We start from the raw sequence: 25,304 nt of genomic DNA, 5'->3' as shown, positions 1-25,304 counted from the left end.
CTACTCGAACGGGGGCCCTACTTGAAAAAGGCGATGCCGTCGTCCGGCATGTCGTCCGGGAGGGCCTTGGCCCAGCGCTCGACGTCTTCCGGGGTGACGACCTTCTTCAGGTGCGCGGACATGTAGGGTCGCAGCTCGACCTCGGGGGTCTGCTTCTCGCCGACCCACATGAGGTCGCTCTTCACATAGCCGTACAGGCGCTTGCCGCCGCTGTACGGGCCGGAGGCGGCGGTGCGCGCGACCGCGTCCGTGACCAGGTCGATCTGCGGCTTCTGGTGGGCCAGCTCGCCGTACCAGACCTCGACGACGCCGTCGTCACGGGTCATCGTGACCTCGACCTTGCGGTCGGCGTCGACGCGCCAGAAACCGGACTCGGACTCCAGTGGCCGGACCTTGTTCCCGTCGTTGTCCAGCACCCAGGTGTGGGAGTGGTACTCCAGGAAGTCCCGGCCGTCGTGCGTGAAGGTGACCTCCTGCCCGAAGTTGCACTTCTCGGAGCCGGGGAAGTCGTGCACGCCGGCACCCGTCCAGCTGCCGAGCAGGAAGGCGAGCGGGACGAGGTCCTTGTGGAGGTCGGACGGGATCTCGATCATGAGTGGCAGTTCCTAGACGTGGGTCAGCGCTGGCCCTGGTACAGCTTCTTCACGGTCAGTCCGGCGAAGGCGAGGACGCCGACGCAGACCAGAACCAGCAGGGCTTCGAAGAATGCCTCAAGCACGGGGTGCTCCTTGGTGAGCGAGGGTGGGCGGCACAGCGGTGGCACAAGAGCCGGGCCCCAGCTTAGTCGGCCGGGGCCCGCTGCTCCTTGTGAGGTACGCCCACGCCGATTCAGCCGAGCAGCCGGCTCTGCAGGGTCACCGTCTGCTGGATGGGGACGGCGGGGGCGGTGCCCTTCCGGGACTGGACGACCGACCGGCGCGAGGACGTCAGCGCTGGGCCGGCGTTGACTACGATTCGGGCATGGCGAAGAAGCTCGTGATCAAGGTGACCGCGGGGGCCGATGCCCCCGAGCGCTGCTCGCAGGCGTTCACGGTGGCGGCGGTGGCCGTGGCCAGCGGAGTCGATGTGTCCCTGTGGCTGACCGGGGAGTCCGCGTGGTTCGCCCTGCCGGGCCGTGCCGCCGAGTTCGAGCTGCCGCATGCCGCGCCGCTGCCGGACCTGATCGACTCGATCCTGGCCGGGGGCCGTCTCACCCTGTGCACCCAGTGCGCTGCCCGCCGGGACATCACGGAGAAGGATGTCATCGAGGGCGTACGGATCGCGGGCGCGCAGGTCTTCGTCCAGGAGGCACTGGAGGACGGGACCCAGGCGCTCGTCTACTGAGATTTCCGAACCCACAGGCAGCACGGGTGCCCGAGGGGTCGAACAGGACGCGTACGTCACACTGCGGCCGGTGGTCGGCGAGCACGGCAACGCCCTCGGCCTCCGCCCGCGCGGTCTCCGCCTCCAGGTCGTCCGCCTCGATGCCGAGGTGCGGCATCACCTGCTGGTCGCCGGGTTCGCGCGGTGGGCCGACGAGAACCCGGTCGGGCTCCTCTCGGCGCACCTCGTACCCGAGCAGACGCACGTAGAACCCGGCTCGCGCGCGTCGCGCGTGTCGAGCGCCACGGTGGACGGCTTCGCGGGCGACATGCGCCCCTCGCTACCGCTGCCGCTTCTTCCCGTCCAGCTCGTCCCACCACTCGTCGGACTTCGGGTCGCCGGATGGATCGTCCCACCAGCGGTCCTCGGGGCCGCGCCGGTTGGCGACCATGGCGGCGAGCGGCGGGATGACCATGGCGACCACGCACATGCCGACGGCCGCCGGAGTCGACCACAGGCGCACGACTCCCCAGGCCAGGACGAACAGCCCGATACAGGTGCCCATCATGGCGAAGTACACGTGCCGTCGCCGTGCGTACATACGTCCAGGGTAGGCCGCGGCTCCGGGCATGCCGAAGGGCCGCACCCCAGGTGTCCGGCCCGGGAGGTGCGGCCCTTCGGCCGTCAGGTCTGGATCAGACCGCGATCGCGACCTCCGCGAGGCCGCCCTGCTGGGCGACGACGGTGCGGTCGGCGGTGCCGCCGGGGACGAGGGCGCGGACGGTCCAGGTGCCCTCCGCCGCGTAGAAGCGGAACTGCCCGGTGGCGGAGGTCGGCACCTCCGCGGTGAACTCGCCGGTCGAGTCGAGCAGTCGGACGTATCCGACAACCGGCTCGCCGTCGCGGGTCACCTGGCCCTGGATGGTGGTCTCACCGGGCTTGATCGTAGAGGCGTCCGGGCCGCCGGCCTTCGCTCCACACATGTCGTACTCCTGAAGAGGTCTAGAAAGGTCGGTCGGGTCGGTTACTTGTTGGCGCCGAGCTCGATCGGCACGCCCACGAGGGAGCCGTACTCGGTCCAGGAGCCGTCGTAGTTCTTGACGTTCTCGACACCGAGCAGCTCGTGCAGGACGAACCAGGTCAGGGCCGAACGCTCGCCGATACGGCAGTAGGCGATGGTGTCCGTGGCCAGGTCGACGTTCTCCTCGGCGTAGAGCTCCTTGAGCTCGTCGTCCGACTTGAAGGTGCCGTCGTCGTTGGCGTTCTTCGACCACGGGATGTTGCGCGCGGTCGGGACGTGGCCGGGGCGCTGCGACTGCTCCTGCGGCAGGTGGGCGGGCGCGAGCAGCTTGCCGGAGAACTCGTCGGGGGAACGGACGTCCACCAGGTTCTGGCTGCCGATCGCGGCGACCACGTCGTCGCGGAAGGCGCGGATGGACGTGTCCTGCGGCTGTGCCTTGTACTCGGTCGCCGGGCGCTCGGGCACGTCGGTGCCGTCGACCAGCTCGCGGGCGTCGAGCTCCCACTTCTTGCGGCCGCCGTCCAGGAGCTTGACGTTCTCGTGGCCGTAGAGCTTGAAGTACCAGTAGGCGTACGAGGCGAACCAGTTGTTGTTGCCGCCGTAGAGGACCACCAGCGTGTCGTTGGCGATGCCCTTCGCCGACAGGAGCTTCTCGAAGCCCTCCTGGTCGATGAAGTCACGGCGGACCGGGTCCTGGAGGTCCTTGGTCCAGTCGATCCGGATGGCGTTCTTGATGTGGTTCTTCTCGTACGCGGACGTGTCCTCGTCCACTTCGACGATGGCGATGCTCGGGTCGTCCAGGTGGTCCTGGACCCAGTCGGCGTCGACCAGGACGTCGCTGCGGCTCATGCTCTTTCTCCTCCGGGGCAGTTGCGGCGGGGCGTGCGAGTGAGAAGGGTGTGCGCGCGCTCGCGGTCGAGGCAGCGCACAGGTGCCCTGGGCAGGGCGGCGGGGAACACGGAAGTCGATGCTTCCGCTCAGAAGGTGCGACAGAGCATGGCGGCGACGCGGCACAGGTCTACTGCCCGCCGCTTCGTGAGATCCGCCTGTCGCTTCATGCTGTCGATCGTAGGGACGGACAGCGGGGCATGTCACCGCCGTGTCGTATTCTGAGATGCGATCGTCCGGGATATGGGACGAGAAGGCCTCCAGGGCCGTGGCCGCCCGACTCCGGGGCCGGTGTTCGGGTCGTCACATCTGCGGTGCGGACAGCCACGTCTCACCTCTCGGACACCGGGGGTGTGCGCCGAACGTCGTCCTACCCGGCGAGCCTGACGTTGGAACCCTTCACCGAGATCTCCACACCCTCTTCCGCGGCCTGCACCTTGTCGAGCCGGACGCCGCCCGGCAGCTCCTCGATGGTCTGCTGGAAGTCGGTGATCGAGCGGAGCGCGGTCTCGGCGAGGTCGATGCCGAGGTCGGGCAGCGAGTCGGCGCGCACCTTCACGGTGTCACCGTCGACGACCGCGACCGAGCTGAGGACGGAGACGGGCTTGGTCAGCTTGATGCCCAGGATCGTGGCGTCGATCTTCACCTTGATCTTGCCGTTCCCGCCGTCGGACAGGCCCACGACCTGGGCCTTGACCGCCGGCGCGACCCGGGTGGGTTCGGACTTCGCCGCCTTCAGCAGCTCGTCGTAGCCGATGGTCGCGGTGCCCGTGGCGGTGGCGGCGGTGGCGGAGCTGTAGTCGCCGGAGAACGTCACGCCCTTCATCTCGGCCCTCAGGTCGGCGATGCGGATCGTGTCGCCGTCGGTGCCGGTGGACGCCTCGTAGTCCTTGATGCCGACCTCGACGTCGTCCAGTTCGCCGTCGGCGGCCTGGGTGAGGAAGGGGAAGCCGTTGATGGAGACGTCCGGAGTGGCGGCCAGGCCCTCGGTGGTCTTCAGCTTGTCGGCCGCCTCGTCCTCAGCGAAGCCGACCGCGACACGGTCCGCGATCACGAAGAGGCCGCCCAGGATCACGACGACGATCAGAAGTATTCGCAGCGCGCGCATCCGGTTGTTCCCCCCACGACGACGGTCCCTGACGACCGGGTGGCCGTCCAGCGCGACAGTAGTCCCGCGGACGGCGGCTGCCGGGGGATTGTCGATCACCTGTGACAGGGCAGGGGCACTACCCCAGCGCCCGCCCCAGCACCCACACCGCCGGCGCCGCGGCCGCCAGCGGCAGGGCCACGCCCGCCGTGAAGTGCACGAAGCGGGACGGGTAGTCGTAGCTCGCCACCCGGTGGCCGATCAGCGCGCACACCGCCGCCCCGGTGCCGAGCAGCGCTCCCTTCGTCCCCAGGCCCGTCATCCCCCCGACCGCGATGCCCGCGCCCGCCGCGGCGAGCAGCGAGACCACGACGGACGCCGGGGCCGGCAGCGGCAGGGCACGGGCCAGGACGGCCACCGCCACCGCGGCCGCGCCGGCCGTCACCGCGTCCGCCTCGGCCGCGAGGTACCCGGCCGCGACGACGGACAGCGCCGCCGAGGCGACGGTCGCCATCAGGCCGTACATCCGCTCGTCCGGGTCGGCGTGCGAGCGCAGCTGGAGGACGAGGGTCAGCAGGACCCAGACGCCGAGGGTGCCGAGGATCGCCGCCGGCCCGTGCTCGCGGCCCGCCGCGAGGAGCGCCACGTCCGCGGTGAGCGCGCCCGCGAAGGCCAGCGCGATGCCCTGCCGGGCGGGCCACATGCCGTTGAGCCGGAACCAGCCCGCGGCGGTGACCGCCTGGAGGACGACGAGCGGGACGGCCAGGGCGTACGGGCCGACGGCGGCCGTACCGGACAGCAGGAGCCCGAGGACCGCGGTGAGCGCGGCGGGCTGCATGCCGGGTTCGATGACCGGTGAGCGGCCCTCGAGCCGGGCCCGCTGCGCGTCGGTGATCCGGGAGTTGCCGGAGAGGGTGGCCGGACCGTACTCGGGGGCCTCGTCGGCGCCCTGGGTGGTGGTGCCGGTGGGGTGGGACTGCTGGGCGACGCCAGCGGCGCCGGGCTCCGGGTGACCGGGGTCGTACGCCTGCTGCGGCTGCGGCGGCAGATACGCCGTGTCCGCGGCCGACACCGGCGCCTGCGTCTGCGTTTCCCAGGTGTGCCCCTGCCACCGCTGGGTGTTCTGCTGCGCGGCGTGCGGATCCTCGTACCCCTGCTGCCCGGGCCACGCCTGCTGCTGGAAGGGGTCGTACCCCGTGTGGTCGTACCCCGTGTGGTCGTACCCCTCGTGGGGGTAGCCGCCCTCATACGGCTGGTTGGTCATCGCTCACCCTCCTGCGAACGGCGGGAGCACCTCGACCGTGCCGCCGTCGGCCAGCCGTACCGTCTCATGCCCGCGGGTGCCCACGGGGTCGCCGTCGACGAGGAACGAGCATCGCTGCAGGACGCGCACGAGTTCGCCGGGGTGTCGCTCGCGCGCCGCGTCGAGCGCATCGGCGAGGGTGGCCGCGTCGTACGGCTCCTCGGCGACCCCGGCCGCGGCCTTCGCGGCGGCCCAGTAGCGCACCGTGACCTTTGGCATCAGGTTCCTCTGTCGATTCGGCGGTGTACACGGTCAGGCTAGCCGCCCCGTGAGACGGCCCAGTCCCCGATCCGGGCCAGCAGCGCGTCGGCCGCGGCGTGCTCCGCGTGGCCCATGCCGGGCTCCAGCCACAGTTCGCCGTGGTCACCGGCGGCCGCGGCCAACATGCGGGGGTGGTCCACCGGGAAGTAGCCGTCCCGGTCGCCGTGCACGATCAGAAGAGGGGTGGGCGCGATGCGCGGCACCGCCTCCACCGGGGAGAGCGGGACCGGGTCACTCCCCCACTGCCCATGGTGGATCCGCGTCCTGAGTCCGAAGCGGCTCACCAGGCGGCCCGCGGGCCGCGTCACCAGCCAGTGCAGCCGCCGCATGGGGGCGGTGCCCCGGTAGTACCAGCGGGCGGGAGCACTCACCGAGACCACCGCGTCCGTGTGCGCCCGCGCGCGCTCCTCGCGCCCCGGTCCGTACAGCGCGGCGTGCCGCAGTACCACCGAGCCGCCCATCGAGAAGCCGACGGTGACCACGCGCGCGTGCCCGAGCTCGCGCGCCCAGGCGACCGCGGCCGCGAGGTCCAGCACCTCCCGGTCGCCGACGGTCGACCGCCCGCCGGACGCCCCGTGCCCCCGGAAGGAGAAGGTGACCACGGCCCCGTACCGCGTGAACGCCTCCGCCACCCGCCGGACGTGCGGCCGGTCCACATCGCCGGTGAAGCCGTGCGCGACGACGAACACCAGGTCACCGGAAGGTGGCGCGGAGGCGTCGTATACGACCCGACCCGGTTCGTATACGGAATCGATCGTCACCCCGTCGACAGTGTGCAGAAACGTCCGCAAACGGGTATATCTGCTTGTCTCAGAGTGCGGACGAACGGTGGAACGTGCCACATCACCTGCCGGACCGGTGCTCATGTGGGCTATTCTGCTGGACAGAGGACTCGGGCAGCGTAGCCCCCGGGTCCTTTTGTGCTTTCGGAAGCGTTGTATACGAAGCGGGAAACCGCAGGTGTACGGGGCCCCGGGATCGCAGAGCAATACCGCAAACGTCCTCGCAGGGACCGAGGAGGAACCAGACGTATGAGTTCTCTGCTGCTCCTGACCAACGCCCTCCAGCCGTCGACGGAGGTGCTTCCGGCCCTCGGCCTGCTGCTGCACAACGTGCGGGTGGCCCCGGCGGAGGGACCCGCGCTCGTCGACACCCCGGGTGCCGACGTCATCCTCATCGACGGCCGGCGTGACCTCCCGCAGGTACGCAGCCTGTGTCAGCTGCTGCGCTCCACGGGCCCCGGCTGTCCGCTCATCCTCGTCGTCACCGAGGGCGGCCTGGCCGCCGTCACCGCCGACTGGGGCATCGACGACGTCCTCCTCGACACCGCGGGACCGGCGGAGGTCGAGGCGCGCCTGCGTCTGGCCATGGGCAGGCAGCAGATCGTCAACGACGACTCCCCCATGGAGATCCGCAACGGCGACCTGTCGGTGGACGAGGCGACGTACTCGGCGAAACTCAAGGGCCGCGTCCTCGACCTCACCTTCAAGGAGTTCGAGCTCCTGAAGTACCTCGCCCAGCACCCGGGCCGCGTCTTCACGCGCGCGCAGCTGCTGCAGGAGGTCTGGGGGTACGACTACTTCGGTGGCACCAGGACGGTCGACGTCCACGTACGACGCCTGCGCGCCAAGCTCGGACCCGAGCACGAGGCGCTGATCGGAACCGTCCGGAACGTCGGTTATCGATTCGTTACGCCGGAGAAGGGCGACCGCGGCGGCGACGAGTCGAAGGCCAGGGCGGAGGCCGGTGCGAAGCCGCAGGACGCGGACGAGACGGCCTCCCTGGACCAGACCGAGGTCCCGGCCGAGGCCTGAGCAGTCTCGCGGATGTGAGGTACGGCTCCTCCCGGAACCATGATCCGCACCTTTACGCCCTGCCCAGAGCGGGTCCATCCGCGTAGACTCCGCGCGTGGCCAAGGTGACTCGGGACGACGTAGCACGATTGGCGGGTACTTCCACCGCCGTAGTCAGCTATGTCATCAACAACGGACCCCGGCCGGTCGCCCCGGCCACGCGCGAGCGTGTCCTCGCCGCGATCAAGGAACTGGGGTACCGGCCCGACCGGGTCGCCCAGGCCATGGCCTCGCGGCGTACGGACCTCATAGGCCTGATCGTGCCGGACGCGCGCCAGCCCTTCTTCGGGGAGATGGCGCACGCGGTCGAACAGGCCGCGTCCGAGCGCGGAAAGATGGTGCTCGTCGGCAACTCCGACTATGTCGGCGAGCGCGAGGTCCACTATCTGCGGGCCTTCCTGGGCATGCGGGTCTCCGGGCTCATCCTCGTCAGCCACGCGCTGAACGACCTCGCCGCCGCCGAGATCGAGGCCTGGGACGCCCGGGTCGTCCTCCTCCACGAGCGGCCCGAGGCCATCGACGACGTCGCCGTCGTCACCGACGACCTGGGCGGCGCGTACCTCGCCGTCCGCCACCTCCTGGAGCACGGCTACGAGTACGTCGCCTGTATGGGCGGCACCGCGGAGACCCCGGCGGTCGGCGACCCCGTCTCCGACCACGTCGAGGGCTGGCGGCGCGCCATGCGGGAAGCCGGGGTCCCGACGGAGGGCCGGCTCTTCGAAGCCCCCTACAACCGCTACGACGCCTACCAGGTCGCCCTGGAATTCCTCTCCGGGCCCGAGCGTCCGCCCGCGGTCTTCTGCTCCACCGACGACCAGGCGATCGGCCTGCTGCGCGCGGCCCGCGAACTGCGCATCGACGTGCCGGGGGAACTGGCCGTGGCCGGCTTCGACGACATCAAGGAGGCGGCGCTCGCCGACCCGCCGCTGACCACGATCGCCTCGGACCGCTCGGCGATGGCCCGGGCCGCGGTCGACCTCGTCCTCGACGACGGGCTGCGGGTGGCCGGATCGCGGCGCGAGCGGCTGAAGGTGTTCCCGTCACGGCTGGTGCCCCGCAGGTCCTGCGGCTGCGAGTGACCGCGCCGGGGGCCTTTCTGAGGGTTGTCTGAGAGAGCTCGCCGAGCCGCGAGAACCATCTTCACAACGGGCATACGAGGTTCTGCCGGGCTTCTCAGGGAGCACTCAGGGAGCTCTCATCGTCGGCGGACAAGCTCTGTTCCATGACCGAGAGCTTCCGCCGCAGCGGCGAGTACGAACACCCCTACCAGGGCGACCGGCGGCAAGCCGCGTACCCCCAGCAGCAGCACGCCTCCTCCCCCGTGAACCCCGAGTGGCCGCCTCCGCCGGCGAACGAGCCCGCGCAGCCGGTCACCGTGGAGCCGGGCACCACGGTCCGGCACTCGCAGGCCTCCCACACCGCCGCTCCGGCCGGTTTCCCCGCCGAGGGCGCCGGCGCCGCGTACGGCGGTGACGGCAACGGCGGTACGGCTCTCCTCACCGCGGTCCCGGCCGAGCCGGCGCCGAGGAAGAAGCGCACCCGGGGCCCCGTCGCCCTGCTCGCCGCCGTGGCGATCATCGCCGCGGCCATCGGCGGCGGCACCGCCTACGCGGTCCAGGAGCTGACCGGGCAGGACACCGTCGCCACCAGCAGCACCGGCACCAGCGTGGTGCCCTCCAGCAAGAAGGGGGACATCGCCGCGATCGCCACGGCGGTCAGCCCGAGCATCGTCGAGATCAACGCCACCTCGAACTCCGGTGAGTCCACCGGCTCCGGCGTGATCATCACCGGCGACGGCGAGATCATCACCAACAACCACGTCGTCTCAGGCGCGTCGTCGATCAAGGTGAAGACCAGCGACGGCAAGGAGTACACGGCGAAGGTCGTCGGCACCGACAGCAAGATGGACGCCGCTCTGATCAAGCTGGAGAACGCCTCCGGGCTGAAGGCGGCCACCCTCGGCAACTCCGACGGCGTGCAGGTCGGCGACACCGTCGTGGCGATCGGCTCCCCCGAGGGCCTGACCGGCACGGTCACCAGCGGCATCGTCTCCGCACTGAACCGTGACGTGACCGTCTCGACCGACGAGAACCAGGGGCAGGGCCAGGGCGGCGGCAACGGCCAGTGGCCGTTCGAGTTCGGCGGCCGGCAGTTCAACGGCGACACGGGTTCCTCGACCACCACGTACAAGGCGCTCCAGACGGACGCCTCGCTCAACCCCGGCAACTCGGGCGGTGCCCTGATCGACATGAACGGCAACATCATCGGCATCAACTCCGCGATGTACTCCGCCAGTTCGGACTCGTCCTCCGGCGCCGGCAGCGTCGGCCTGGGCTTCGCCATCCCGATCAACACCGTCAAGTCCGACCTGAGCACACTGCGGGCCGGCGGTTCCGACAGCTGAACCACCCCTGACCAGCACCGAACCAGTAGGGAGCACGTCATGATCAAGCAGGTTTCGCACACGGTGGCCGGCACCGACCCGGCCGGGTTCGCCCTGGCCCTTGAGGCGGCGTACGAGTTGCACGCTCCGGTGCCGCGGGCGCCGGAGGTTGCGGTGCCCCGCACGCCGGGCCGCCGCGGCACGGCCGCCGCCCGCACCCGCCGCCGTACCGCAGTACGCGCCTGACCTGCCCGTCCCCCTCCTCCCTCCCCCTTCCCCCTCCCCACGCCTCCCCTCCCCCCTCTCACCCGGCTCTTCCTACGCCCCAGCCGGGAATCATGCGAGGCTGAATGCGTTCAGCCCGCCTGCCGTCCCACCGCACCCGAGGAACCCGAAAACCCATGAGCCCCGCCGATGGCGACCGTGACCCCCAGCGCATCCTGATCGTCGACGACGAGCCCGCGGTGCGCGAAGCACTCCAGCGCAGCCTCGCCTTCGAGGGGTACGACACGGAGGTCGCCGCGGACGGCGCGGACGCGCTGGAGAAGGCCACCGCGTACCGGCCCGACCTGGTGGTCCTCGACATCCAGATGCCCCGCATGGACGGCCTGACGGCCGCCCGCCGGATGCGCGGCGCGGGCACGACGACCCCGATCCTGATGCTGACGGCCCGCGACACCGTCGGTGACCGGGTGACCGGCCTCGACGCGGGCGCCGACGACTACCTCGTCAAGCCCTTCGAGCTCGACGAACTCTTCGCCCGCGTACGCGCGCTGCTGCGCCGCAGCTCCTACGCGGCGGCGGTGACGAACGCTGTCGAGGAGGACGAGGCACTGAGCTTCTCCGACCTGCGGATGGACCTGGCGACGCGGGAAGTGACGCGAGGCGGCCGACCGGTGGAACTGACCCGTACGGAGTTCACGCTCCTGGAGATGTTCATGGCCCACCCGCGCCAGGTCCTCACCCGTGAGCAGATCCTCAAGGCGGTGTGGGGCTTCGACTTCGAGCCCTCGTCCAACTCCCTCGACGTGTACGTCATGTACCTCCGCCGCAAGACCGAGGCGGCCGGCGAACCGCGGCTCGTGCACACGGTGCGGGGTGTGGGGTACGTGCTGCGCCAGGGCGGCACGGAGTGAGCGTGTTCGTACGCCGGTTCCGCTCCCTGCCCATCCGGTCCCGGCTGGCGATGCTGGTCGCCGCGGCGGTGGCGTTCGCGGTGGCTGCGGTTTCGGTGACCTGCTGGTTCATCGTGCAGGGGAAGTTGTACGACCAGGTCGACAGGCAGCTCGACACCGCTGGCTTCCGGCTGAAGGAAGAGCAGGTCACGGCGCTGCTGGCCGCCTGCCCGAAGGAGGTGAGCGACTCCTCCGACAGCATGCGGCCCAGGGACTACTACGTACAGATAGTCACGTCGGACGGCACCGTCTGCGTCTTCAGCGATTCCGCGGGGGTCGTGAAGGCCACGGCCCATGACGAGGAGACGGCGGCGGACCCCGCCCTGGGTGTGCGCAGTTTCCACAACAGCACGGACACCGAGGGCAAGGACGTACGGGTACGGACCTCGGCCGTCGCTCAGGGCATCGGACCCGGCGAGCAGGCCTACCCCGACACCGCGCTGATGGTGGGCGTGTCTCTCAAGGAAACCCAGAACACGCTCAGCGACCTCGCCCTCATCCTCCTCCTCGTCTCCGGCATCGGAGTGATCGGCGCCGGCGCAGCCGGTCTGGCGGTCGCCCGTGCCGGTCTCCGCCCCGTCGACAAGCTCACGGAAGCCGTCGAGCACGTCGCCCGCACCGAAGACCTGGGCATCCGCATCCCCGTGGAGGACGACAGTGAGGACGAAGTCGCCCGCCTCTCCCGCTCCTTCAACTCGATGACGTCGTCCCTGGCCAGCTCCCGCGAGCTGCAACAGCAGCTCATCGCGGACGCGGGCCACGAACTCCGTACGCCCCTGACGTCGTTGCGCACGAACATCGAACTCCTCACCCGCAGCGAGGAGACCGGCCGTCCCCTCCCCGCCGCCGACCGCAAGGCGCTGCTCGCCTCGGTCAAGGCGCAGATGACCGAACTGGCCGCTCTCATCGGCGATCTGCAGGAGCTGTCCCGTTCGGAGGGGCAGCGGGGTGAGCGCGTGCAGGTGATCTCGCTGGAGGACACCGTCGAGGCGGCCCTGCGCCGGGCCCGGCTCCGTGGGCCGGAGCTGACGATCACGGCCGACGTCCAGCCCTGGTACGTACGGGCGGAACCCTCCGCCCTGGAGCGCGCGGTCGTCAACATCCTGGACAACGCGGTGAAGTTCAGCCCGGACGGCGGCACGATCGAGGTGCGGCTCACCGGCGGTGTGCTCACCGTGCGCGACCACGGCCCCGGCATCCCCGCCGAGGAACTCCCCCACGTCTTCGACCGCTTCTGGCGCTCACCGGGCGCCCGCGCGCTGCCCGGCTCCGGCCTGGGGCTGTCGATCGTGGCGCGTACGGTCCGGCAGGCCGGCGGCGAGGTGTTCCTGAGGCAGGCCGAGGGAGGCGGCACGATCGCGACGATACGGCTGCCGGGGGCACCGACCCCGCCACCCGGGACGCAGTAGGCCCGGGCGGGTGGCCAGGCGAAGGTGCCGCCTGCGGGACGGAGTCACAGAAAGCCGAGCATGCCCGGGGAGTCGATGTCGACGGTGACCACGCCGGGTGGATAGGCCTGTTCCCGGTCCGTGAGCAGGATCGACATTCCTGTGAACTCTGGGCGCGGCAGCGCGCAGTACAAGGCGTGACAGATGTGCGCGCCGCCGTAGCCGTCCCGGATCATGGTGCCGATGGTGACCGACGCAACCGTGTTCAGGTCGTCGACGACGACTGAAGAGAACGCGAGCACCCGCCGCGCTGCCTCCGCGTCCTCCGACTCCGCCTGCATGAGGCAGAGAGCGGGGATCCGGAGGACGTCACCCGGAGTGCGTGCCATGTTCCCCGCGAGAAGGTTCAACGTCTTGTGACCGTCCGCGAGGGCACGGGTGGCACCGGTGTCGAGAATGATCACGCAGCCGCACCCCGCGCTTGCCGGACCTTCTCGGCCGCGATCTTGTAAATGTTGCCGAGCACGTCGGGCGCCTGATCGAACTCCTCGTCGCTGATGTCGACGCCGATCACATCGCGGACAACCTGCCGGTCGGCCGACACCCGCTCGGCGATCTGCTGCGCGGTGGGCTGCTCCGAGGCCAGCTGCTCGACGAGCTGTCCCAGGGTCATCCCGCGCTCCTTGGCGACCTGGGCGAGATGGTCGCGGGCCCGTCGGGACACCTGGATGGTCGTGTTCTCTGCCATAGTCCCACCATAGCCCCGCCATCCCCAGCTGACCGACGCCCAGGCCGCCGGACAGGAGGTCACGGACCGGCCGGGCGACCGGACTCCGTCGGCGTCCTGACGTCCCCGGCCGGGCGAAGATGCCGGACAAGGTCCCGGAACCGGTCCCACGACTCGGGTCGGCTGCCGTCACCCAGGTCGTAGTGCAGGGCGCGGCCGAGCGGGACGGACGTGGGGCAGGTCGGAGGGTACCCGGCGCGGCTACGGCCGGCGGCGTCGCTCTCGTCACCGCCGAGCGTGAACGCCACCGGAACCGGTGGGGCTTCGACGTGCGGAGGAACCGTCAGGTCGCGGCGCGCCGGGCGCAGGGAGGTGAGCAGGGTGACGAGACCGTGGTCGGCGGCGAGTGCTCCGGCGAGGAGCTGGATCGCGCTCAGAGGCGGTGCTTCGTCCGTGCCGTATCCGAAGGCCATGGTGATGTCCTCCTCGACGCCGGCCGGTGTCCGCAGCACGCGGACGGTGGCGAGGGCCGGACGGTCGGGGTGTCCGACGGCGATGAGCCAGGTGGGCCGGGGCGCACGGCCGCGGGCCAGGTCGGTCAGCTCACGCGTGGACCATGGGAGGCTGACCGGCTCGGCGGTGCCCCAGCCCGCGGGCGGGGCGCCGGTCAGGTGCCGGAAGACAGCTTCCGGTGCGCGTCCGAGGACGAGGTCCTCCTCGGCGTCATGGCGGGTGCGCAAGGTCAGAATGAGCTGCCGATCACCGGTGTCGGCGCCGTCGGCGAACGCCTGGGCCACCGAGGTGGTGCCGTTGCGGTCGCGTACGGGGGTGAAGGTTCCGTTCTTCCAGTGGAGGACGGCGCCCGACAGTCCGTCGTAGTAGCCGTGCTCGGGATCCTGGACGACCCAGCGGTTGGGCAGGCCGTGCAGGGCCGTGCGGGTGGGCAGGGTGAGACGTGCGGTGGGCGGAGTGACGATCTGCAGGGCGCGGTCGGTGGCGGTCGCGGTGCGCAGGGCGTCGGAGAGCCAGCTGGTCATGGCGACCAGCGGACGGTCCTGGATGACCACGGCCGCCCTGCTGGTGAGGACGTCGATCGCGGGGGTGGCGGGCGCCTGGACGGGAACGGCGGAAACGCCCGTGGTGAGGGGCACCACATCGGTGGTCGCGGCCTCCGGCGGCCAGACCGTGCCGCCGAGCACAGTGGCCAGTCGTCCGGCGAACGAGCCGGCGAGGCGGCCGGCCTCGGCGACCGCGGTGGTTGCGCGGGCCTCGGTCCACCACACCGGCCCTTCCTCGACCGCGTGCTCCAGCAGCCGGGCCGTCTCACCGGGAACCTGGACGAGGACGGGCGCCTCCACCGAGACCAGAGGGCGGCCGTCGGGGGCGCAGAGCTGTACGACCGCGCCGTCGGCCAGGGTGCCGACGCCGAGGTCCGGTCCCCCGGCGTAGAGACCCGCGAGCACGGTGCGCAGGTCCGGCATCCTGGGAGTCAGGGCGATGACGTCCTTGGTCACTCTTGATCGGCCTCTCCGGCGGCGAGGCCGGTCTGGACCAGCTGGTGCGGCCGCCCCCGCCGGACGAGCATCCCGCGTCCCGGCGGCTGCTGGGACGGATACAGGCCTGGGAACAGCTGGCCTTCGGTGCGATCGCCCGTCATGACGAGAGCGGCGGTGCCGGCCTCGCGCAGAGTGGTCAGCACGGGCTCGTAGAGAGCGCGGGACGCGCCGGCGCTGCGGCGGGCGATGACGAAGTGCAGGCCGATGTCCTGGGCGAAGGAGATGTACGGCAGGAAGGGGGCCAGCGGCTGCTGTCCGGCCGTGGTGAGGATGTCGTAGTCGTCGACCAGGATCACGATCCTCGGTCCGGTGAAGGCCGGCTCGTCGGTGAGGGCATCCGGGTCGGCCGTCTCCGGCAGACGCTTGTCCAGTTCGGCCGCGATGCCGGTGGACAGGGCGGCGGCGAGCTTGGCGTTGTGGGCGTATCCGCCCCGGTAGGGCTCGGGGACCGCCCCGCGCAAGCCACGGCGCGGATCGTAGACGCCGAAGACGAGTTCCTTGTCTCCGTGCCGCTCGACGAGCTGGGCGGCGATCAGCTTCAGCAGATTCGTCTTGCCGCATTCGTTGTCGCCGAGGATCAGCAGGTGCTGGTCGGTGCCGAAGAGGTCGAGCAGGACCGGCGCGAGGGCGTCCTGGTCGAGTCCGACGGGGATCTTCGCCGGTTCGGCCGCCGATGACGGGAGCTTGGCGGCGGGCAGCCGGGTGGGCAGCACCCGTACGGGCGGGGCGGGTTCGCCGTGCCAGGAGGCGCGGACGGTGCGGGCGGTGCGTTCGAGCGCGGGGCCCAGGTCTTCGTCGGCGGTCCTGTTGTCGATACGGGGCAGCGCGACCTGGGCGAACAGCTTGGCGTCGGTCAGGCCCCGGCCCGGCACGTCGGGGGCGAGGGTCTCGGAGAGCCTGCGGTCGATGGAGGAGTCGGCGGGATCGTTGAGGCGCAGCTCGATGCGGGTGCCGAACATCGACTGGGTGGCGATGCGGACGTCGTTCCAGCGCAGCATGCCGGCGACGACGTGGATACCGTAGCCGCCGCCGCGCCTGAGCAGCTCGGCCACCGCATCGTCCAGGCCGGCGAACTCCTCGCGCAGGGCGCCGAATCCGTCGATGAGCAGCACGACGTCGGTGGCGCCCAGCTCGGGCAGTCGGCCCTGTGCGCGAAGCCGGCGCAGCTGGTCCACGGAGTCGATGCCGTGCTCGCGGAACACTTCCTCGCGCAGTGCCAGCATGGCCCGCACCTCGGCGACCGTACGGGCGGCCCGCTCGTGGTCGGCACGTCCCGCGATGCCCCCGACGTGGGGCAGCCCGGACAGGGCGGACAGGCCGCCTCCGACCAGGTCGAGACCGTAGACGGCGACGTCGTACGGCGTGTGGGTGAGGGCCAGAGAGAGGGCGAGGGTGCGCAGGAGCGTGGTCTTGCCGGACTGCGGGCCGCCGATGACGGCCGCGTGCCCGCCGGCGACGGTGAGGTCCAGCAGCCACGGCTGCTGCCACTGGCGGGCCGGGTCGTCGAGGATGCCGAGCGGAACGCGCATCGGGCCGTCCGCGTGGGTGAGGCGCAGACCGTCCGTGTCGGCACGGAGGGGTCCGGCGGCCGCGTCCAGGGTGATGGCGTCAGGCAGCGGGGCCAGCCAGATCCGGCGTACCGGCGGTGCGGCCGTGGCGAGTTGGCCGACCATGACGGACAACACGGTCGGCCCGGTATCCCGCTCGGTGGCGACGGGTTCGTCCACCGCCTTCGATTCCCTGGGGGTGCTGTACGCCGGGTAGGGGCGGGCGAGCGACTCCTCGTCGCGTTCCTCGCGCAGTGCGGGCCCCCGGTAGGCGCCGGAGACGTAACCCGCCTTGAACCGCTCGTAGGTGGAGGTGTCGACCTTCAGGTAGCCGAAGCCGGGCACCGGCGGCAGGTGAAAGGCGTCGGTGGTGTCCAGGACCGTGCGGGACTCGTCGGCGGAGAAGGTGCGCAGCCCGAGCCGGTACGACAGGTAGGTGTCCAGCCCCCTGAGTTTGCCGCCCTCGATACGCTGACTGGACAGCAGCAGATGGACGCCGACCGAACGGCCGATGCGGCCGATGGACAGGAACAGGTCGATGAAGTCCGGCTTGGCGGTGATGAGTTCACCGAACTCGTCGATGACCACGAAGAGGTGCGGGAGCGGCTCCAGGTCGGGGCGCTCGGTGGACCGCAGTACGGCGTAGTGGCCGATGTCAGCGATGTTCCCGGCATTCTTGAGCACCTGCTGACGGCGCCTGACCTCGCCGGCCAGGCTGGTGTGGACGCGCTCGACGAGGCCGGCCTGGTTCTCCAGGTTCGTGATCACCCCGGCGACGTGCGGGAGTTCGGCGAACGGGGCGAAGGTGGCGCCGCCCTTGTAGTCCACCAGGACCAGCGCCAGGTTCTCGGGAGAGTGGGTGGCCGCGAGCGCGAGCACCAGGGTGCGCAGCAGCTCGCTCTTGCCGGAGCCGGTGGCGCCCACGCAGAGCCCGTGCGGGCCCATGCCGAGCTGCGAGGACTCCTTCAGATCCAGCAGCACCGGCTCATGCCGGTCGGTCAGTCCGACGGGGACGCGCAGGAAGTCCCGCTCGCTGCGCTGAGCCCACAGCCGGTGCAGGTCGAGCGCGGCCGCGTCGTCGATGCCGAGCAAGGCAGGGAAGTCCACGGGGCCGGACACGGGTGTGCCCTCGGCCGCCGACTCCGCGGACAGCCGCAGCGGCGCCAGCATGCGGGCGATCCCCTCGGCACCGGGGCGGGTCACCGCGTCGGACGTGCCTCGCGCCCCGGGGAAACCGGGAGTACGCAGGTCCTCTACGACGACCCGGTCCCCGTCGACACTGATCCGCACGCTCACCTGGTCGGGTTCGTGCACCTGCTGTTCCAGCAGATGCACCACGGTGACGCCCATCTCCGGCAGTGCGATCGCCGAGTCCGGGCGCTGCAGTTCGGCCGCGGTGCCGCCGTACGTGTCGCTGACCACGAGCAGCCGGCCGGTCAGCCCCAGCGCGTCCCTGCCGGACAGGCCGCGGCGCACCTCGGCCGCGTACGAGGCTCGCCGCCGCAGGTCGGGAGCGCACAGCCGGGCGAGCCGCGCGAGGTCGGGCGCGATACGTCGGGCGGCGACCGGACCGTCGTAGACCTGGGAGTCGAGGACGTGAGGCAGCCACTTGGCCCACGACCACTCGGCGTCGTCGGACGAGCCGATGGCGACAGCGACGTCGTCCGGTGCGTGCGTCACGGCCGTCTGGAGCAGGAGGGTCCGGGCCACCCGGAGGACTCCGTCGCGGTCGCCGACGATGCTGACGTTCCCGGCCCGGTCCAGGGGCACCGTGAGCGGGAAGTCCGTGGCCGTGCCGAACCGGCTCTGCAGCGCGCGGGCCTCGTTGAGCATGAACGGGTCCGGAGGGGTGAGGACACCGCCGGCACTGTTCTGTCCGACGGTCAGCTCCACCGCCGGTACGTCCCCGGTGCCCGCCCGCACCTGCAGGAAGTCGGCGTCCTGGCGACGGCGCTCCCACAGCCGCGCAGGGTCCCTGATGAGGTCGTACAGCGCCGCCGGGGGCGGGTTCAGCTCGCGGGCCGCGTGCCGCCGCTCCCGCTCGACGGTGCCCAGTTCCTCACGCAGTCCCTCCAGGTACTCCAGATACCGCTCACGCTGCACCCGCCGGGTGCGCTGGGCCTTGCCGCGCTGCGAAAGGAACAGCGCCACCGCCCCGAGCAGCGCGACGACCAGCACGATCGCACCGAGGGCGGCGAACTGGCTGTTGCGGATGACCGTCATCATCACGACGGAGCTGATGACACCGGCCATGGGCAGCAGCGCCGTGGCCGCGTTGCCGACCTTTCCTTCCGGGAGGTTCGGCGGTGCCTCGATGGGGCGGGGCTCGGCGGAGCTGAGCGGGCGGGTGGAGCGCGCGGGCCGGTGGACGATCCGCTGGGTCACCGGACGCGCACCGCCCGCCGCATCACCTCGGCTGCCAGACGGACGGCCGCGTCCCGGGTGCTGCGGCCCAGCATGGCGGTGTGGATGGGTCCTCCTTGCGCGAGATGACGGTCGTAGGGAAGGGGGATCACTGGCACGCCGGGTTCGCGCAGATGCGCGGCGGCCGCCTTCTGGTCGAGGGTGGTGTCGGGGGCGCCGGCGCTGAGGGCCACCACCGTGGTGGCCAGCGCGGAGTGCGGCAACTGGGCGAGCCAGTCCAGGACTTGCCGCGTACCGTTCACCCCCTCGGCGGTCATCGGCGCGACGACGACACGCGCGTGGGCGGTGTCCATCGCCGTGCGCGCCACCTCGCCGGGCAGCGTCTCGCAGTCCACCACGGTCACCGCGAAGTAACGCCGAAGCGCCAGCGTCACCGTCCGGTAGGCACGGACGTCCAGCGGGGCACCGACCCGTCCCAGGCTCGCGGGCAGCAGCCAGCCACCGTCGGCAACCGGCACCAGGTAGCCGGTGATGTCGGTGAGCTGCATGGACGGAGTCAGAATGCGGGCGAGATCCCCGCAGGACCAGCGCACCGTGTCCGCGCCCATGCGCACCGGGAGGGTGCCGAGAGCCGCGTCGGCCTCCAGGGTGAGCACCGGATCGTGCCGGTAGTGGTTGAAGGTACGGCCGAGCAGAGCGGAGACCGTGGACTTGCCGACGCCACCGCGGATCGAGGTGACGGCGATGACCCGGCCGGTGGTGACGGGCTGCTGCAACTCTTCGGCGAAGCCGGTCTGTTCGGCGACTTCCTGGCCGGCCGATGCGGTGAGCCTGCGCAGCGAGGCGCCGGCCCGACGGGCGGGCGAGTCGCCGTGCTGCGGGCCGCCCAGGGCGAGGGCGAGGCGGGGGTCGATGGTGGGTACGGATTCGGGGGTGCGGGCGGGGGCGGGGCTACGGGGTGCCTGCGGCTGAGGGAGTGCTGAACGGGGGGCCGACGGCGGCTCGGGAGACGAGGCGGCAGGCCCCTTCGCATCAGCCGGGGAGGACGGGACGCCCGGCGGGCCGCCGTCCGGGCCGACGTCCGTCAGCTCCCGCAGCACATGGTGCTGCCAGTCCTCTCCCCCAGCCATGCTCACCCCCACGTCCTGCGCCTACGCGAAGGTGCCGAGCAGTCGCCCGTACACGCCGAACACGCCGATGACCAGCGGAAACAGGGCGATCACGGCCACGGACTCCAGGACGTCACCAAGGCGCCGCAGCCGTACCCGCACATGCTCGGCGGGCTCGGCGGTCAGCACCAGGAGGGGTACGGCTGCGAGCAGGGCAAGTACGGCGACGGGGCCGGCCGCCGAGGTGTCCTTCGTGTGCTCCAGCCACACGTCCACGAGCCGCACCGCGAGGACCACGGCTGCCAGGAGCAGCCCGACGACCTCGGCGGTGAGCGGAAAGGCGCGGGCCCGCAACGCGAGCGCCACCATGACGACGATGCCGAACAGCACCGTCCACACCGACACCGAGCGCAGCACGAGCACTCCGGCGGCTGCCGTCGAGCCGGCCAGAACGACGGTCGCGAGAGCCAGCCCACGATGGGTGGCCGCCAGCGCGGTGGCCACCTGATACCGGCTCACCGACACCCCGCCCGTACGGCGGTCGTCCAGCCCCGTCAGCCCCGACGCCATCAGGGCCAGCCGCGGCAGCACACCGAGGACGACGACGGAGGCGACGGCGAGCAGCGCACCGGCCCTGGCCTGTCCCGGCGCGCTCACCGCCCCGCCGTGAAGCCCGATGGCCGCTTCCCACATCACGAGGCACCCGGCGACCGCACCCGCACCGATCAACGCCCCGCGCCCCAGCGGCGTGAACCACCCGGCGAGCAGCAGCGCGACCGCCCCGGTTGCACCGAGGCCCGCGAGCCGCAACGCGCCGGACCAGTCGTAGGCGTCGGCGCAGGTCCAGGCACCGAGGGCGGCCATGGCGCCAGCGGTCGCAATCAACGTCGTGGCGAGCCCCCGCTGCCGCGCCCGCCCGCACAGCACGGCGGCGAGCGCACACGCGCCCGCGACGGCAAGCAGCCCTGCGCCGGCCGCCGACGGCCCGAACTGCTCCGTGGCCAGCACCCCGGCGGTCACGGCCCAGAACACGGTCGCGAGCCCCGCGACAACCCTCCGCGCCCCGGGCCGCCATCGCCACGACCGCAGGTCGAGATCGTCGGCGACTTCGTCGCTCACGTCGTGCACGACAGGCGCTGAGGGGGCGTCTTCGACGCGCACGAGCCGCAGCACGGCTCCGTCGGACACACCCGCCGACTCCAGCGAACTGTCGTGTGCCAGCGCCGAGCCGTAAGCGGTGACCAGATGCCGCGCCTCCGGCCTCGCACCCACGCGGTCGTCCAGCAACCGCATGACTTCCGGCAGCAGAACCCCGATGGGCTCCCGCGCCGGCAGCACAAGGTCGACCCGACGCCGCTCCCCGACCAGCGTGACCCGGCTGAGGGCCGTACGACCGGCGGTCGCGGAACGGCTCAAGGGGCCCGTGGGAATCACGTGTTCGAACCTATCACCGGGTGGACGAGGGCACGAGGGACGAGGAGGGCTGCGGCGACGGCTGCGCGGGCGTCGCGTACGGGCTCTCGCCGATGACCCGGTGCGAGACGAACGACCACCCGACGCACCCGGCACATACAACGGCCGCGATCACAAGACCGGCGAAGGCCTTCCCGATCCGCTCGTCGACGGAACGCCGCTGACGCTGGACACCGAAGAGGAGAGCGTCGCGCAGGCGGCGACGGCGGACGGAGACGGACTCGAGGAGCTGGTTGTCGTAGTCGTGGGCTGTCACGGTTACCTGCCGTCCGTCATGCCTTGCCTGACCCGATGTATTTTCCGGTCATTCGCCCTCAGCGATGCGAGATGTAAGGCAAAGTGTCAGTTCCGCACTGGCCAGCATCCTGGTGATCTCAATGGGCAGATTATCGAACTCTGACCGAACGACATCAGCGGGGTCGATCCTGCGAATTTCTCCGTCACGCCCCTCTGCCTCGATGACGTAGCGATAGCCGCGAGGCGTTGCCGAGTCATCCACTACCCGCCAGTGGGCACCATGCTTTCGGATCAAAAAATCTGCCACGTACGACATCAGGTCACTTTGCAGCGTGATCCAGTCAGCTCGCTCGAACTGACTGAGCGGGAGACGTGACACATAATTCTGCAGGGACGGGACAAGATTCAACGGGTCACTACTATAGGCATCCGGGGCAACCCCCAGCATATCAGCGATATCAATGACCACGCGGCGCCCTTCCTCGATCCATCGTTCGAGGTCTTGGCCTGGAGTACTCGCCCTCGCCATACTTTACACCTTCCTTTGCGACCTAGACTTAACCTTTGGGGGCAGGCCCATATTCAACGAATATGATACGCGCTTGGGTCAGATAGTTCCTGAGGGATTGAGACGGCAGCGCATGCATAAATACCCAACGTGGATCGTAGTTGGGGTCTCGTCGCCGCAACGCCAGATCTTTGTTGATCTGTTCGATAATACCCTTACTCAGCGGCACCTCCCCCTTGACGACTTGTTTCGTCCCGTCTGCAAGCGTGACCGTCCGGAATTCCAGGTAGTGCTTAATTTCTACAGCCAGGGTCCGTCCATCCGGTAGATCCACTGGTACGTCTACTTTACGACCGCCCGGACGCTCCACAGGGTAATAGGGATGATCATTGGTCGGAACCCGGAAGTGGCGCTCCGGGCCACCGCCGTACATTTCTCGGCCTATCTCCTCGGCCATGGTGTAGCGATGGCGTCCGGCGCGCAGCGCGCGGAGCTCGCGCAGCGACAACTGTGCCTCTCCCGGAGGAAGGGTGGGGCGTGTGAAGTCGGGCTCGCCGTCCCCTCCACCGTGCTCGTGTGTCTCGGACGAGGAAGCCGTGTCGTCGTCGGCGTCTGGGCCTTCGTGCCCCGCGTGCGGTTCCTGAGCATCCCCACGGTCCGCGTCGTCTCCGTAGGACGATTCGTGTGGACTGACGGCGTCAGATCCTGCTGACCCACTGGCGTGCTCTGATGCCTGCCCGCCACGGCCGACTACGGGCGCGCCCCCATGGCCGTTGCCCCCCGGGCCAGCACCCGACGCGGGTGTATCGACGCCAGCAGCGTGGGCACCCCCAACTCTCCGGGCTTCTCCCGCATTGCGCGTTGTATCCCGGCCGCCCCCGGCGGGCACCTCACGGCTGAGCTGAGGCGGAAGGTTGTCCCCAGAGCGAGCAACGGCCTCCGACGCCCCCGACGTCGCGCCGACCCCGGCGAGTTCCCGCTCCCGCGGTGGCGCGTGCTCCGGCGTGGCCTCCGCAGCGGCGGATCGTTCCTGCTTCTGCGGGTCGGCGACGACGTTGCCCTGCTTGTCGTAGGCGACGAACTCGCCGTTCTCGATGACGACTTTGGAGCCGTCTTCGAGTTCGATCACGCTGTGGACGCGTTGTGCGTCTGCCGCTGCGCCCGCGCCGGTGGTGATCCTGGAGGTGAGGTCCGAGAGTTTCGGCAGTGTGCTGACGGCCTTACCGGTCGCCTTGAGCCCCAGTGTGAGCGGGTCGATGAACTCGCCGACCTTGGCGGCGACACCCGCTCCCTTGGCGACCGCGCCGGCCTCGCTCGTCTTGGAGAGGGTGGACAGCGGGCCGGCGCCCAGGGTGAGGAGGTTGAAGATGGTCGTCCCCGCGGCTCGGGTCGGGTTCTCCTCCCACTGGTCCCAGGCGACCACGGCCTTGGCGAACTCCTTGGCCGCCTTCTTCGCCCGGATCTCGTCGGCGCTCTCCTTGTCCGGGCCGACCGCCCAGTCCATGACAGCGTCGTACGGGGTCAATGTGTACAGGCCGACACCGGTGACAACGTCCTTCAGGCCGCTCCAGGCGTCGCCCATCGCGTCCCCGCCGTTCCCTCCCGCCAGCGTCCACAGTCCCTCGAGGCCGACCTCGATGCCGTCCTTGTAGATGCCGTCCCAGAAGAAGCTCTTGGCTCCGTGCCCGAACCAGTCCACGCTCCACGCCTCGTACGTCTGCTCATCCGGGGTGCCCCAGGGCAGCTCCTTGGCACCCTTGAGCACATCTGGTTCGTAGCCGTACGGCACGGTTGACGGGAGGGTGCCCTCCGACACTCTTCCCCGGATGACGGAGTCGCCGTCGTCCGCGACGAACCGCGGTCCTCCCACAAGCGCGCTGATCTTGGTGGCGGCCCTGCGCTCCGCGTCCTCGAAGGCGCACCTCGTTGCCGTGACGTCGTCGATGAGTCGATCGTTGCGGTGGACCTTGTCCTTGTCCTCGGTCCAGTCGTCGTCGCCCTCGACGCTGTCGACGAACGCAAAGGCGTCCGTCTTGAGTTCCTCCAGCCGCTTGGCCAGGGGACGCGCTTCGAAGGAGTACGCGTCCAGTGCGTCAGCAACCGTCTCCAGCTTCGTGGCGAAGGCGTCGGACCTGTCCATCACCGGCTGCGTGCTCGCGAACAGTTCGGCGGCCTCGGGCGCTGTGTAGAAGGCCTCCAGCATCTGGAAGCGGGAGTGCACGTCCATGCCGCCGTTGCGGATGCCGATGGCGTCGCTGCGCAACGCCGAGACAGCCTTGTCCAGTTGGTCGAAGTCGCCGGTGAACTGCGGTATGCCGGACGGGCTGATCACTTCTTCCCGTCCCCCTTGCTCTGACCGCCGTCCTGGCCCGGCAGGTCGATCTTCGGAGCGGCGAGCGCCTTGTGCTGGGTCTTGGCGGCCATGTCGAGGTCCCCGAGGACGTAGTACCCGGTCGCTTCGCGCGCGCCGTTCACGGACTTCGCCGCCCTCGCTCCGAGGAACAGCACGTCATCGATTGTCTCGTTCATGAAGATGGCGAGGGCCGCCCCCACAGGGCCCGTCGGCTTGGTCCCGCAGTACAGCCCGCTGATGGTGCCGGCTGAAGTGGCCGCGCTCTCCACGTCCTTGCCATAGGCCTTGACGTCCTTGGCCACGTCGTCCATGGCATCCTCGACCAGCGAGGTCACGAACTGCACGCCTGACGTCGAGATGTCCCACCGCGTCACGCTCAACCCCCGTTGAATGTCACGTACTTGCCGTCTGATTCCCGTACGAGCGTGATGTCAGCCGATGTTGTCCACGGCCGTCCGCGCCTTGGCCAGGGTCGACTGCGCGGTCCCGTCGTTCTGCTCCATCGTCGTGCGGACCAGCCGGATGATCTCGCGCACCTCACTGGCGGCACGGTTCCAGCGCATCTCCTTGCCGTGGTAGTCGTCGGCGACGCCGTCCGCGGTGAAGTCGGCCATCGCGGCCTTGACCGCACGGTCGCGGTCCCCCAGCACGCGCTCCAACTGGCCGATGACTCCCTGCAGGCTGGTCTGCACCTCGGCCGACGCGCCGGTGTCGTACGAGCGGCGGTCCTGGTTCTGCCCCATGATCAAGCTCCCCCTGTGTCGTCCTG

Annotated in this window: 28 protein-coding genes; 7 read left to right on the top strand and 21 right to left on the bottom strand. The window is 70.5% G+C overall.

All coding sequences use genetic code 11. From position 1 onward, the window contains the following. Positions 1-17: 17 nt before the first annotated feature. Positions 18-593 carry a heme-binding beta-barrel domain-containing protein gene (locus tag ACZ562_RS16575; protein WP_471179018.1) on the bottom strand — a complete coding sequence of 192 codons (576 nt, stop codon included), beginning with the start codon at positions 591-593 and terminating at the stop codon, positions 18-20. A 367-nt stretch (positions 594-960) separates the two neighbouring features. Here ACZ562_RS16575 and ACZ562_RS16570 point away from each other — a divergent pair, with 367 nt between their 5' ends. Further along, positions 961-1,323 (top strand): DsrE family protein, encoded by a 363-nt coding sequence (locus ACZ562_RS16570; protein ID WP_471179015.1) that lies wholly within the window; start codon positions 961-963, stop codon positions 1,321-1,323. Here the strand turns inward: ACZ562_RS16570 and ACZ562_RS16565 are convergent. The 9 genes from ACZ562_RS16565 to ACZ562_RS16525 form a co-directional block, all read right to left on the bottom strand. Further along, positions 1,241-1,546, bottom strand: a complete 306-nt coding sequence (locus tag ACZ562_RS16565; RefSeq protein WP_471179616.1) for a hypothetical protein — start codon at positions 1,544-1,546, stop codon at positions 1,241-1,243. The two genes, ACZ562_RS16570 and ACZ562_RS16565, sit on opposite strands and share 83 nt — an antisense overlap. Before the next feature lie 96 nt (positions 1,547-1,642). After that, positions 1,643-1,903 (bottom strand): DUF3099 domain-containing protein, encoded by a 261-nt coding sequence (locus tag ACZ562_RS16560; RefSeq protein WP_471179012.1) that lies wholly within the window; start codon positions 1,901-1,903, stop codon positions 1,643-1,645. 94 nt (positions 1,904-1,997) lie between these two features. After that, the gene (locus ACZ562_RS16555; RefSeq protein WP_007382995.1) at positions 1,998-2,285 is read right to left on the bottom strand and encodes a DUF1416 domain-containing protein; all 288 of its coding nucleotides are present in this window, start codon (positions 2,283-2,285) and stop codon (positions 1,998-2,000) included. Between the two features lie 41 nt (positions 2,286-2,326). Further along, positions 2,327-3,172, bottom strand: a complete 846-nt coding sequence (locus ACZ562_RS16550) for a sulfurtransferase (RefSeq protein ID WP_471179008.1) — start codon at positions 3,170-3,172, stop codon at positions 2,327-2,329. Between the two features lie 128 nt (positions 3,173-3,300). After that, complete coding sequence (locus tag ACZ562_RS16545) at positions 3,301-3,381, bottom strand: putative leader peptide (protein WP_350310325.1); 81 nt, start codon at positions 3,379-3,381, stop codon at positions 3,301-3,303. Between the two features lie 200 nt (positions 3,382-3,581). Next, complete coding sequence (locus tag ACZ562_RS16540) at positions 3,582-4,319, bottom strand: LmeA family phospholipid-binding protein (protein WP_471179613.1); 738 nt, start codon at positions 4,317-4,319, stop codon at positions 3,582-3,584. Positions 4,320-4,437: 118 nt separating this feature from the next. After that, on the bottom strand, positions 4,438-5,562 hold the full coding sequence (locus ACZ562_RS16535; RefSeq protein ID WP_471179006.1) for a hypothetical protein: 1,125 nt from the start codon (positions 5,560-5,562) through the stop codon (positions 4,438-4,440). A gap of 3 nt (positions 5,563-5,565) precedes the next feature. After that, a complete protein-coding gene (locus tag ACZ562_RS16530) occupies positions 5,566-5,820 on the bottom strand; it encodes a MoaD/ThiS family protein (protein ID WP_471179003.1) in 255 nt (84 codons plus the stop codon). 38 nt (positions 5,821-5,858) lie between these two features. Then, complete coding sequence (locus ACZ562_RS16525) at positions 5,859-6,728, bottom strand: alpha/beta hydrolase (RefSeq protein WP_471179000.1); 870 nt, start codon at positions 6,726-6,728, stop codon at positions 5,859-5,861. Positions 6,729-6,893: 165 nt separating this feature from the next. Here ACZ562_RS16525 and ACZ562_RS16520 point away from each other — a divergent pair, with 165 nt between their 5' ends. The 6 genes from ACZ562_RS16520 (at position 6,894) to ACZ562_RS16495 (ending at position 12,682) form a co-directional block, all read left to right on the top strand. Continuing rightward, complete coding sequence (locus ACZ562_RS16520; RefSeq protein ID WP_471178996.1) at positions 6,894-7,676, top strand: response regulator transcription factor; 783 nt, start codon at positions 6,894-6,896, stop codon at positions 7,674-7,676. Between the two features lie 95 nt (positions 7,677-7,771). After that, positions 7,772-8,794, top strand: a complete 1,023-nt coding sequence (locus ACZ562_RS16515) for a LacI family DNA-binding transcriptional regulator (RefSeq protein WP_471178993.1) — start codon at positions 7,772-7,774, stop codon at positions 8,792-8,794. Positions 8,795-8,937: 143 nt separating this feature from the next. Beyond that, entirely contained in the window at positions 8,938-10,119 is a 1,182-nt protein-coding gene (locus ACZ562_RS16510; protein WP_471178990.1) for a S1C family serine protease, read from the top strand. 39 nt (positions 10,120-10,158) lie between these two features. After that, on the top strand, positions 10,159-10,344 hold the full coding sequence (locus ACZ562_RS16505) for a hypothetical protein (RefSeq protein WP_471178987.1): 186 nt from the start codon (positions 10,159-10,161) through the stop codon (positions 10,342-10,344). A 155-nt stretch (positions 10,345-10,499) separates the two neighbouring features. Continuing rightward, positions 10,500-11,234 (top strand): response regulator transcription factor, encoded by a 735-nt coding sequence (locus ACZ562_RS16500; RefSeq protein WP_471178984.1) that lies wholly within the window; start codon positions 10,500-10,502, stop codon positions 11,232-11,234. Next, positions 11,231-12,682, top strand: a complete 1,452-nt coding sequence (locus ACZ562_RS16495) for a HAMP domain-containing sensor histidine kinase (RefSeq protein WP_471178982.1) — start codon at positions 11,231-11,233, stop codon at positions 12,680-12,682. The genes ACZ562_RS16500 and ACZ562_RS16495 overlap by 4 nt, the downstream gene beginning before the upstream one ends. Positions 12,683-12,726: 44 nt before the next feature. Here ACZ562_RS16495 and ACZ562_RS16490 read toward each other — a convergent pair whose 3' ends face one another. The 11 genes from ACZ562_RS16490 to ACZ562_RS16440 all read right to left on the bottom strand — a co-directional run bounded on the left by ACZ562_RS16490 (position 12,727) and on the right by ACZ562_RS16440 (position 25,278). Further along, a complete protein-coding gene (locus ACZ562_RS16490) occupies positions 12,727-13,125 on the bottom strand; it encodes a PIN domain-containing protein (RefSeq protein WP_471178980.1) in 399 nt (132 codons plus the stop codon). Then, a complete protein-coding gene (locus ACZ562_RS16485; protein ID WP_471178977.1) occupies positions 13,122-13,409 on the bottom strand; it encodes a hypothetical protein in 288 nt (95 codons plus the stop codon). The genes ACZ562_RS16490 and ACZ562_RS16485 overlap by 4 nt, the downstream gene beginning before the upstream one ends. A gap of 59 nt (positions 13,410-13,468) precedes the next feature. Then, complete coding sequence (locus ACZ562_RS16480) at positions 13,469-14,902, bottom strand: DUF6177 family protein (RefSeq protein ID WP_471178975.1); 1,434 nt, start codon at positions 14,900-14,902, stop codon at positions 13,469-13,471. After that, positions 14,899-18,876, bottom strand: a complete 3,978-nt coding sequence (gene eccCb, locus ACZ562_RS16475) for a type VII secretion protein EccCb (RefSeq protein ID WP_471178973.1) — start codon at positions 18,874-18,876, stop codon at positions 14,899-14,901. The genes ACZ562_RS16480 and eccCb overlap by 4 nt, the downstream gene beginning before the upstream one ends. Next, positions 18,873-19,985, bottom strand: a complete 1,113-nt coding sequence (locus tag ACZ562_RS16470; protein WP_471178971.1) for a hypothetical protein — start codon at positions 19,983-19,985, stop codon at positions 18,873-18,875. Before ACZ562_RS16470 ends, eccCb begins: the two co-directional genes overlap by 4 nt. A gap of 21 nt (positions 19,986-20,006) precedes the next feature. Further along, positions 20,007-21,380: a type VII secretion integral membrane protein EccD gene (gene eccD, locus ACZ562_RS16465; RefSeq protein ID WP_471178969.1), complete on the bottom strand. Its 1,374-nt coding sequence runs from the start codon at positions 21,378-21,380 to the stop codon at positions 20,007-20,009. Between the two features lie 31 nt (positions 21,381-21,411). Then, positions 21,412-21,693: a hypothetical protein gene (locus ACZ562_RS16460; RefSeq protein WP_471178967.1), complete on the bottom strand. Its 282-nt coding sequence runs from the start codon at positions 21,691-21,693 to the stop codon at positions 21,412-21,414. Between the two features lie 48 nt (positions 21,694-21,741). Continuing rightward, the gene (locus ACZ562_RS16455) at positions 21,742-22,143 is read right to left on the bottom strand and encodes a hypothetical protein (RefSeq protein ID WP_471178965.1); all 402 of its coding nucleotides are present in this window, start codon (positions 22,141-22,143) and stop codon (positions 21,742-21,744) included. 88 nt (positions 22,144-22,231) lie between these two features. Then, positions 22,232-24,514: a hypothetical protein gene (locus ACZ562_RS16450; RefSeq protein WP_471178962.1), complete on the bottom strand. Its 2,283-nt coding sequence runs from the start codon at positions 24,512-24,514 to the stop codon at positions 22,232-22,234. Continuing rightward, positions 24,511-24,909 carry a DUF6507 family protein gene (locus tag ACZ562_RS16445; RefSeq protein ID WP_471179610.1) on the bottom strand — a complete coding sequence of 133 codons (399 nt, stop codon included), beginning with the start codon at positions 24,907-24,909 and terminating at the stop codon, positions 24,511-24,513. Before ACZ562_RS16445 ends, ACZ562_RS16450 begins: the two co-directional genes overlap by 4 nt. A 57-nt stretch (positions 24,910-24,966) precedes the next feature. Continuing rightward, positions 24,967-25,278 (bottom strand): pore-forming ESAT-6 family protein, encoded by a 312-nt coding sequence (locus ACZ562_RS16440; protein WP_471178959.1) that lies wholly within the window; start codon positions 25,276-25,278, stop codon positions 24,967-24,969. Between the last annotated feature and the right edge of the window lie 26 nt (positions 25,279-25,304).

This window comes from Streptomyces sp. NPDC040410, assembly GCF_055595715.1.
The sequence above is the reverse complement of the archived record's forward strand: the minus strand, read 5'-3'. Positions and strand labels throughout refer to the sequence as shown.

What these genes read in the sequence shown, in the direction of transcription:
- ACZ562_RS16500 (WP_471178984.1), top strand. Translation starts at nt 10,500, where the DNA reads ATGAGCCCCGCCGATGGCGACCGTGACCCCCAGCGCATCCTGATCGTC.
- ACZ562_RS16540 (WP_471179613.1), bottom strand. Translation starts at nt 4,319, where the DNA reads ATGCGCGCGCTGCGAATACTTCTGATCGTCGTCGTGATCCTGGGCGGC.
- ACZ562_RS16560 (WP_471179012.1), bottom strand. Translation starts at nt 1,903, where the DNA reads ATGTACGCACGGCGACGGCACGTGTACTTCGCCATGATGGGCACCTGT.
- ACZ562_RS16535 (WP_471179006.1), bottom strand. Translation starts at nt 5,562, where the DNA reads ATGACCAACCAGCCGTATGAGGGCGGCTACCCCCACGAGGGGTACGAC.
- ACZ562_RS16550 (WP_471179008.1), bottom strand. Translation starts at nt 3,172, where the DNA reads ATGAGCCGCAGCGACGTCCTGGTCGACGCCGACTGGGTCCAGGACCAC.
- ACZ562_RS16570 (WP_471179015.1), top strand. Translation starts at nt 961, where the DNA reads ATGGCGAAGAAGCTCGTGATCAAGGTGACCGCGGGGGCCGATGCCCCC.
- ACZ562_RS16530 (WP_471179003.1), bottom strand. Translation starts at nt 5,820, where the DNA reads ATGCCAAAGGTCACGGTGCGCTACTGGGCCGCCGCGAAGGCCGCGGCC.
- ACZ562_RS16555 (WP_007382995.1), bottom strand. Translation starts at nt 2,285, where the DNA reads ATGTGTGGAGCGAAGGCCGGCGGCCCGGACGCCTCTACGATCAAGCCC.
- ACZ562_RS16440 (WP_471178959.1), bottom strand. Translation starts at nt 25,278, where the DNA reads ATGGGGCAGAACCAGGACCGCCGCTCGTACGACACCGGCGCGTCGGCC.
- ACZ562_RS16505 (WP_471178987.1), top strand. Translation starts at nt 10,159, where the DNA reads ATGATCAAGCAGGTTTCGCACACGGTGGCCGGCACCGACCCGGCCGGG.
- ACZ562_RS16545 (WP_350310325.1), bottom strand. Translation starts at nt 3,381, where the DNA reads ATGAAGCGACAGGCGGATCTCACGAAGCGGCGGGCAGTAGACCTGTGC.
- ACZ562_RS16485 (WP_471178977.1), bottom strand. Translation starts at nt 13,409, where the DNA reads ATGGCAGAGAACACGACCATCCAGGTGTCCCGACGGGCCCGCGACCAT.
- ACZ562_RS16510 (WP_471178990.1), top strand. Translation starts at nt 8,938, where the DNA reads ATGACCGAGAGCTTCCGCCGCAGCGGCGAGTACGAACACCCCTACCAG.
- ACZ562_RS16575 (WP_471179018.1), bottom strand. Translation starts at nt 593, where the DNA reads ATGATCGAGATCCCGTCCGACCTCCACAAGGACCTCGTCCCGCTCGCC.
- ACZ562_RS16470 (WP_471178971.1), bottom strand. Translation starts at nt 19,985, where the DNA reads ATGGCTGGGGGAGAGGACTGGCAGCACCATGTGCTGCGGGAGCTGACG.
- ACZ562_RS16520 (WP_471178996.1), top strand. Translation starts at nt 6,894, where the DNA reads ATGAGTTCTCTGCTGCTCCTGACCAACGCCCTCCAGCCGTCGACGGAG.
- ACZ562_RS16525 (WP_471179000.1), bottom strand. Translation starts at nt 6,728, where the DNA reads ATGAGCACCGGTCCGGCAGGTGATGTGGCACGTTCCACCGTTCGTCCG.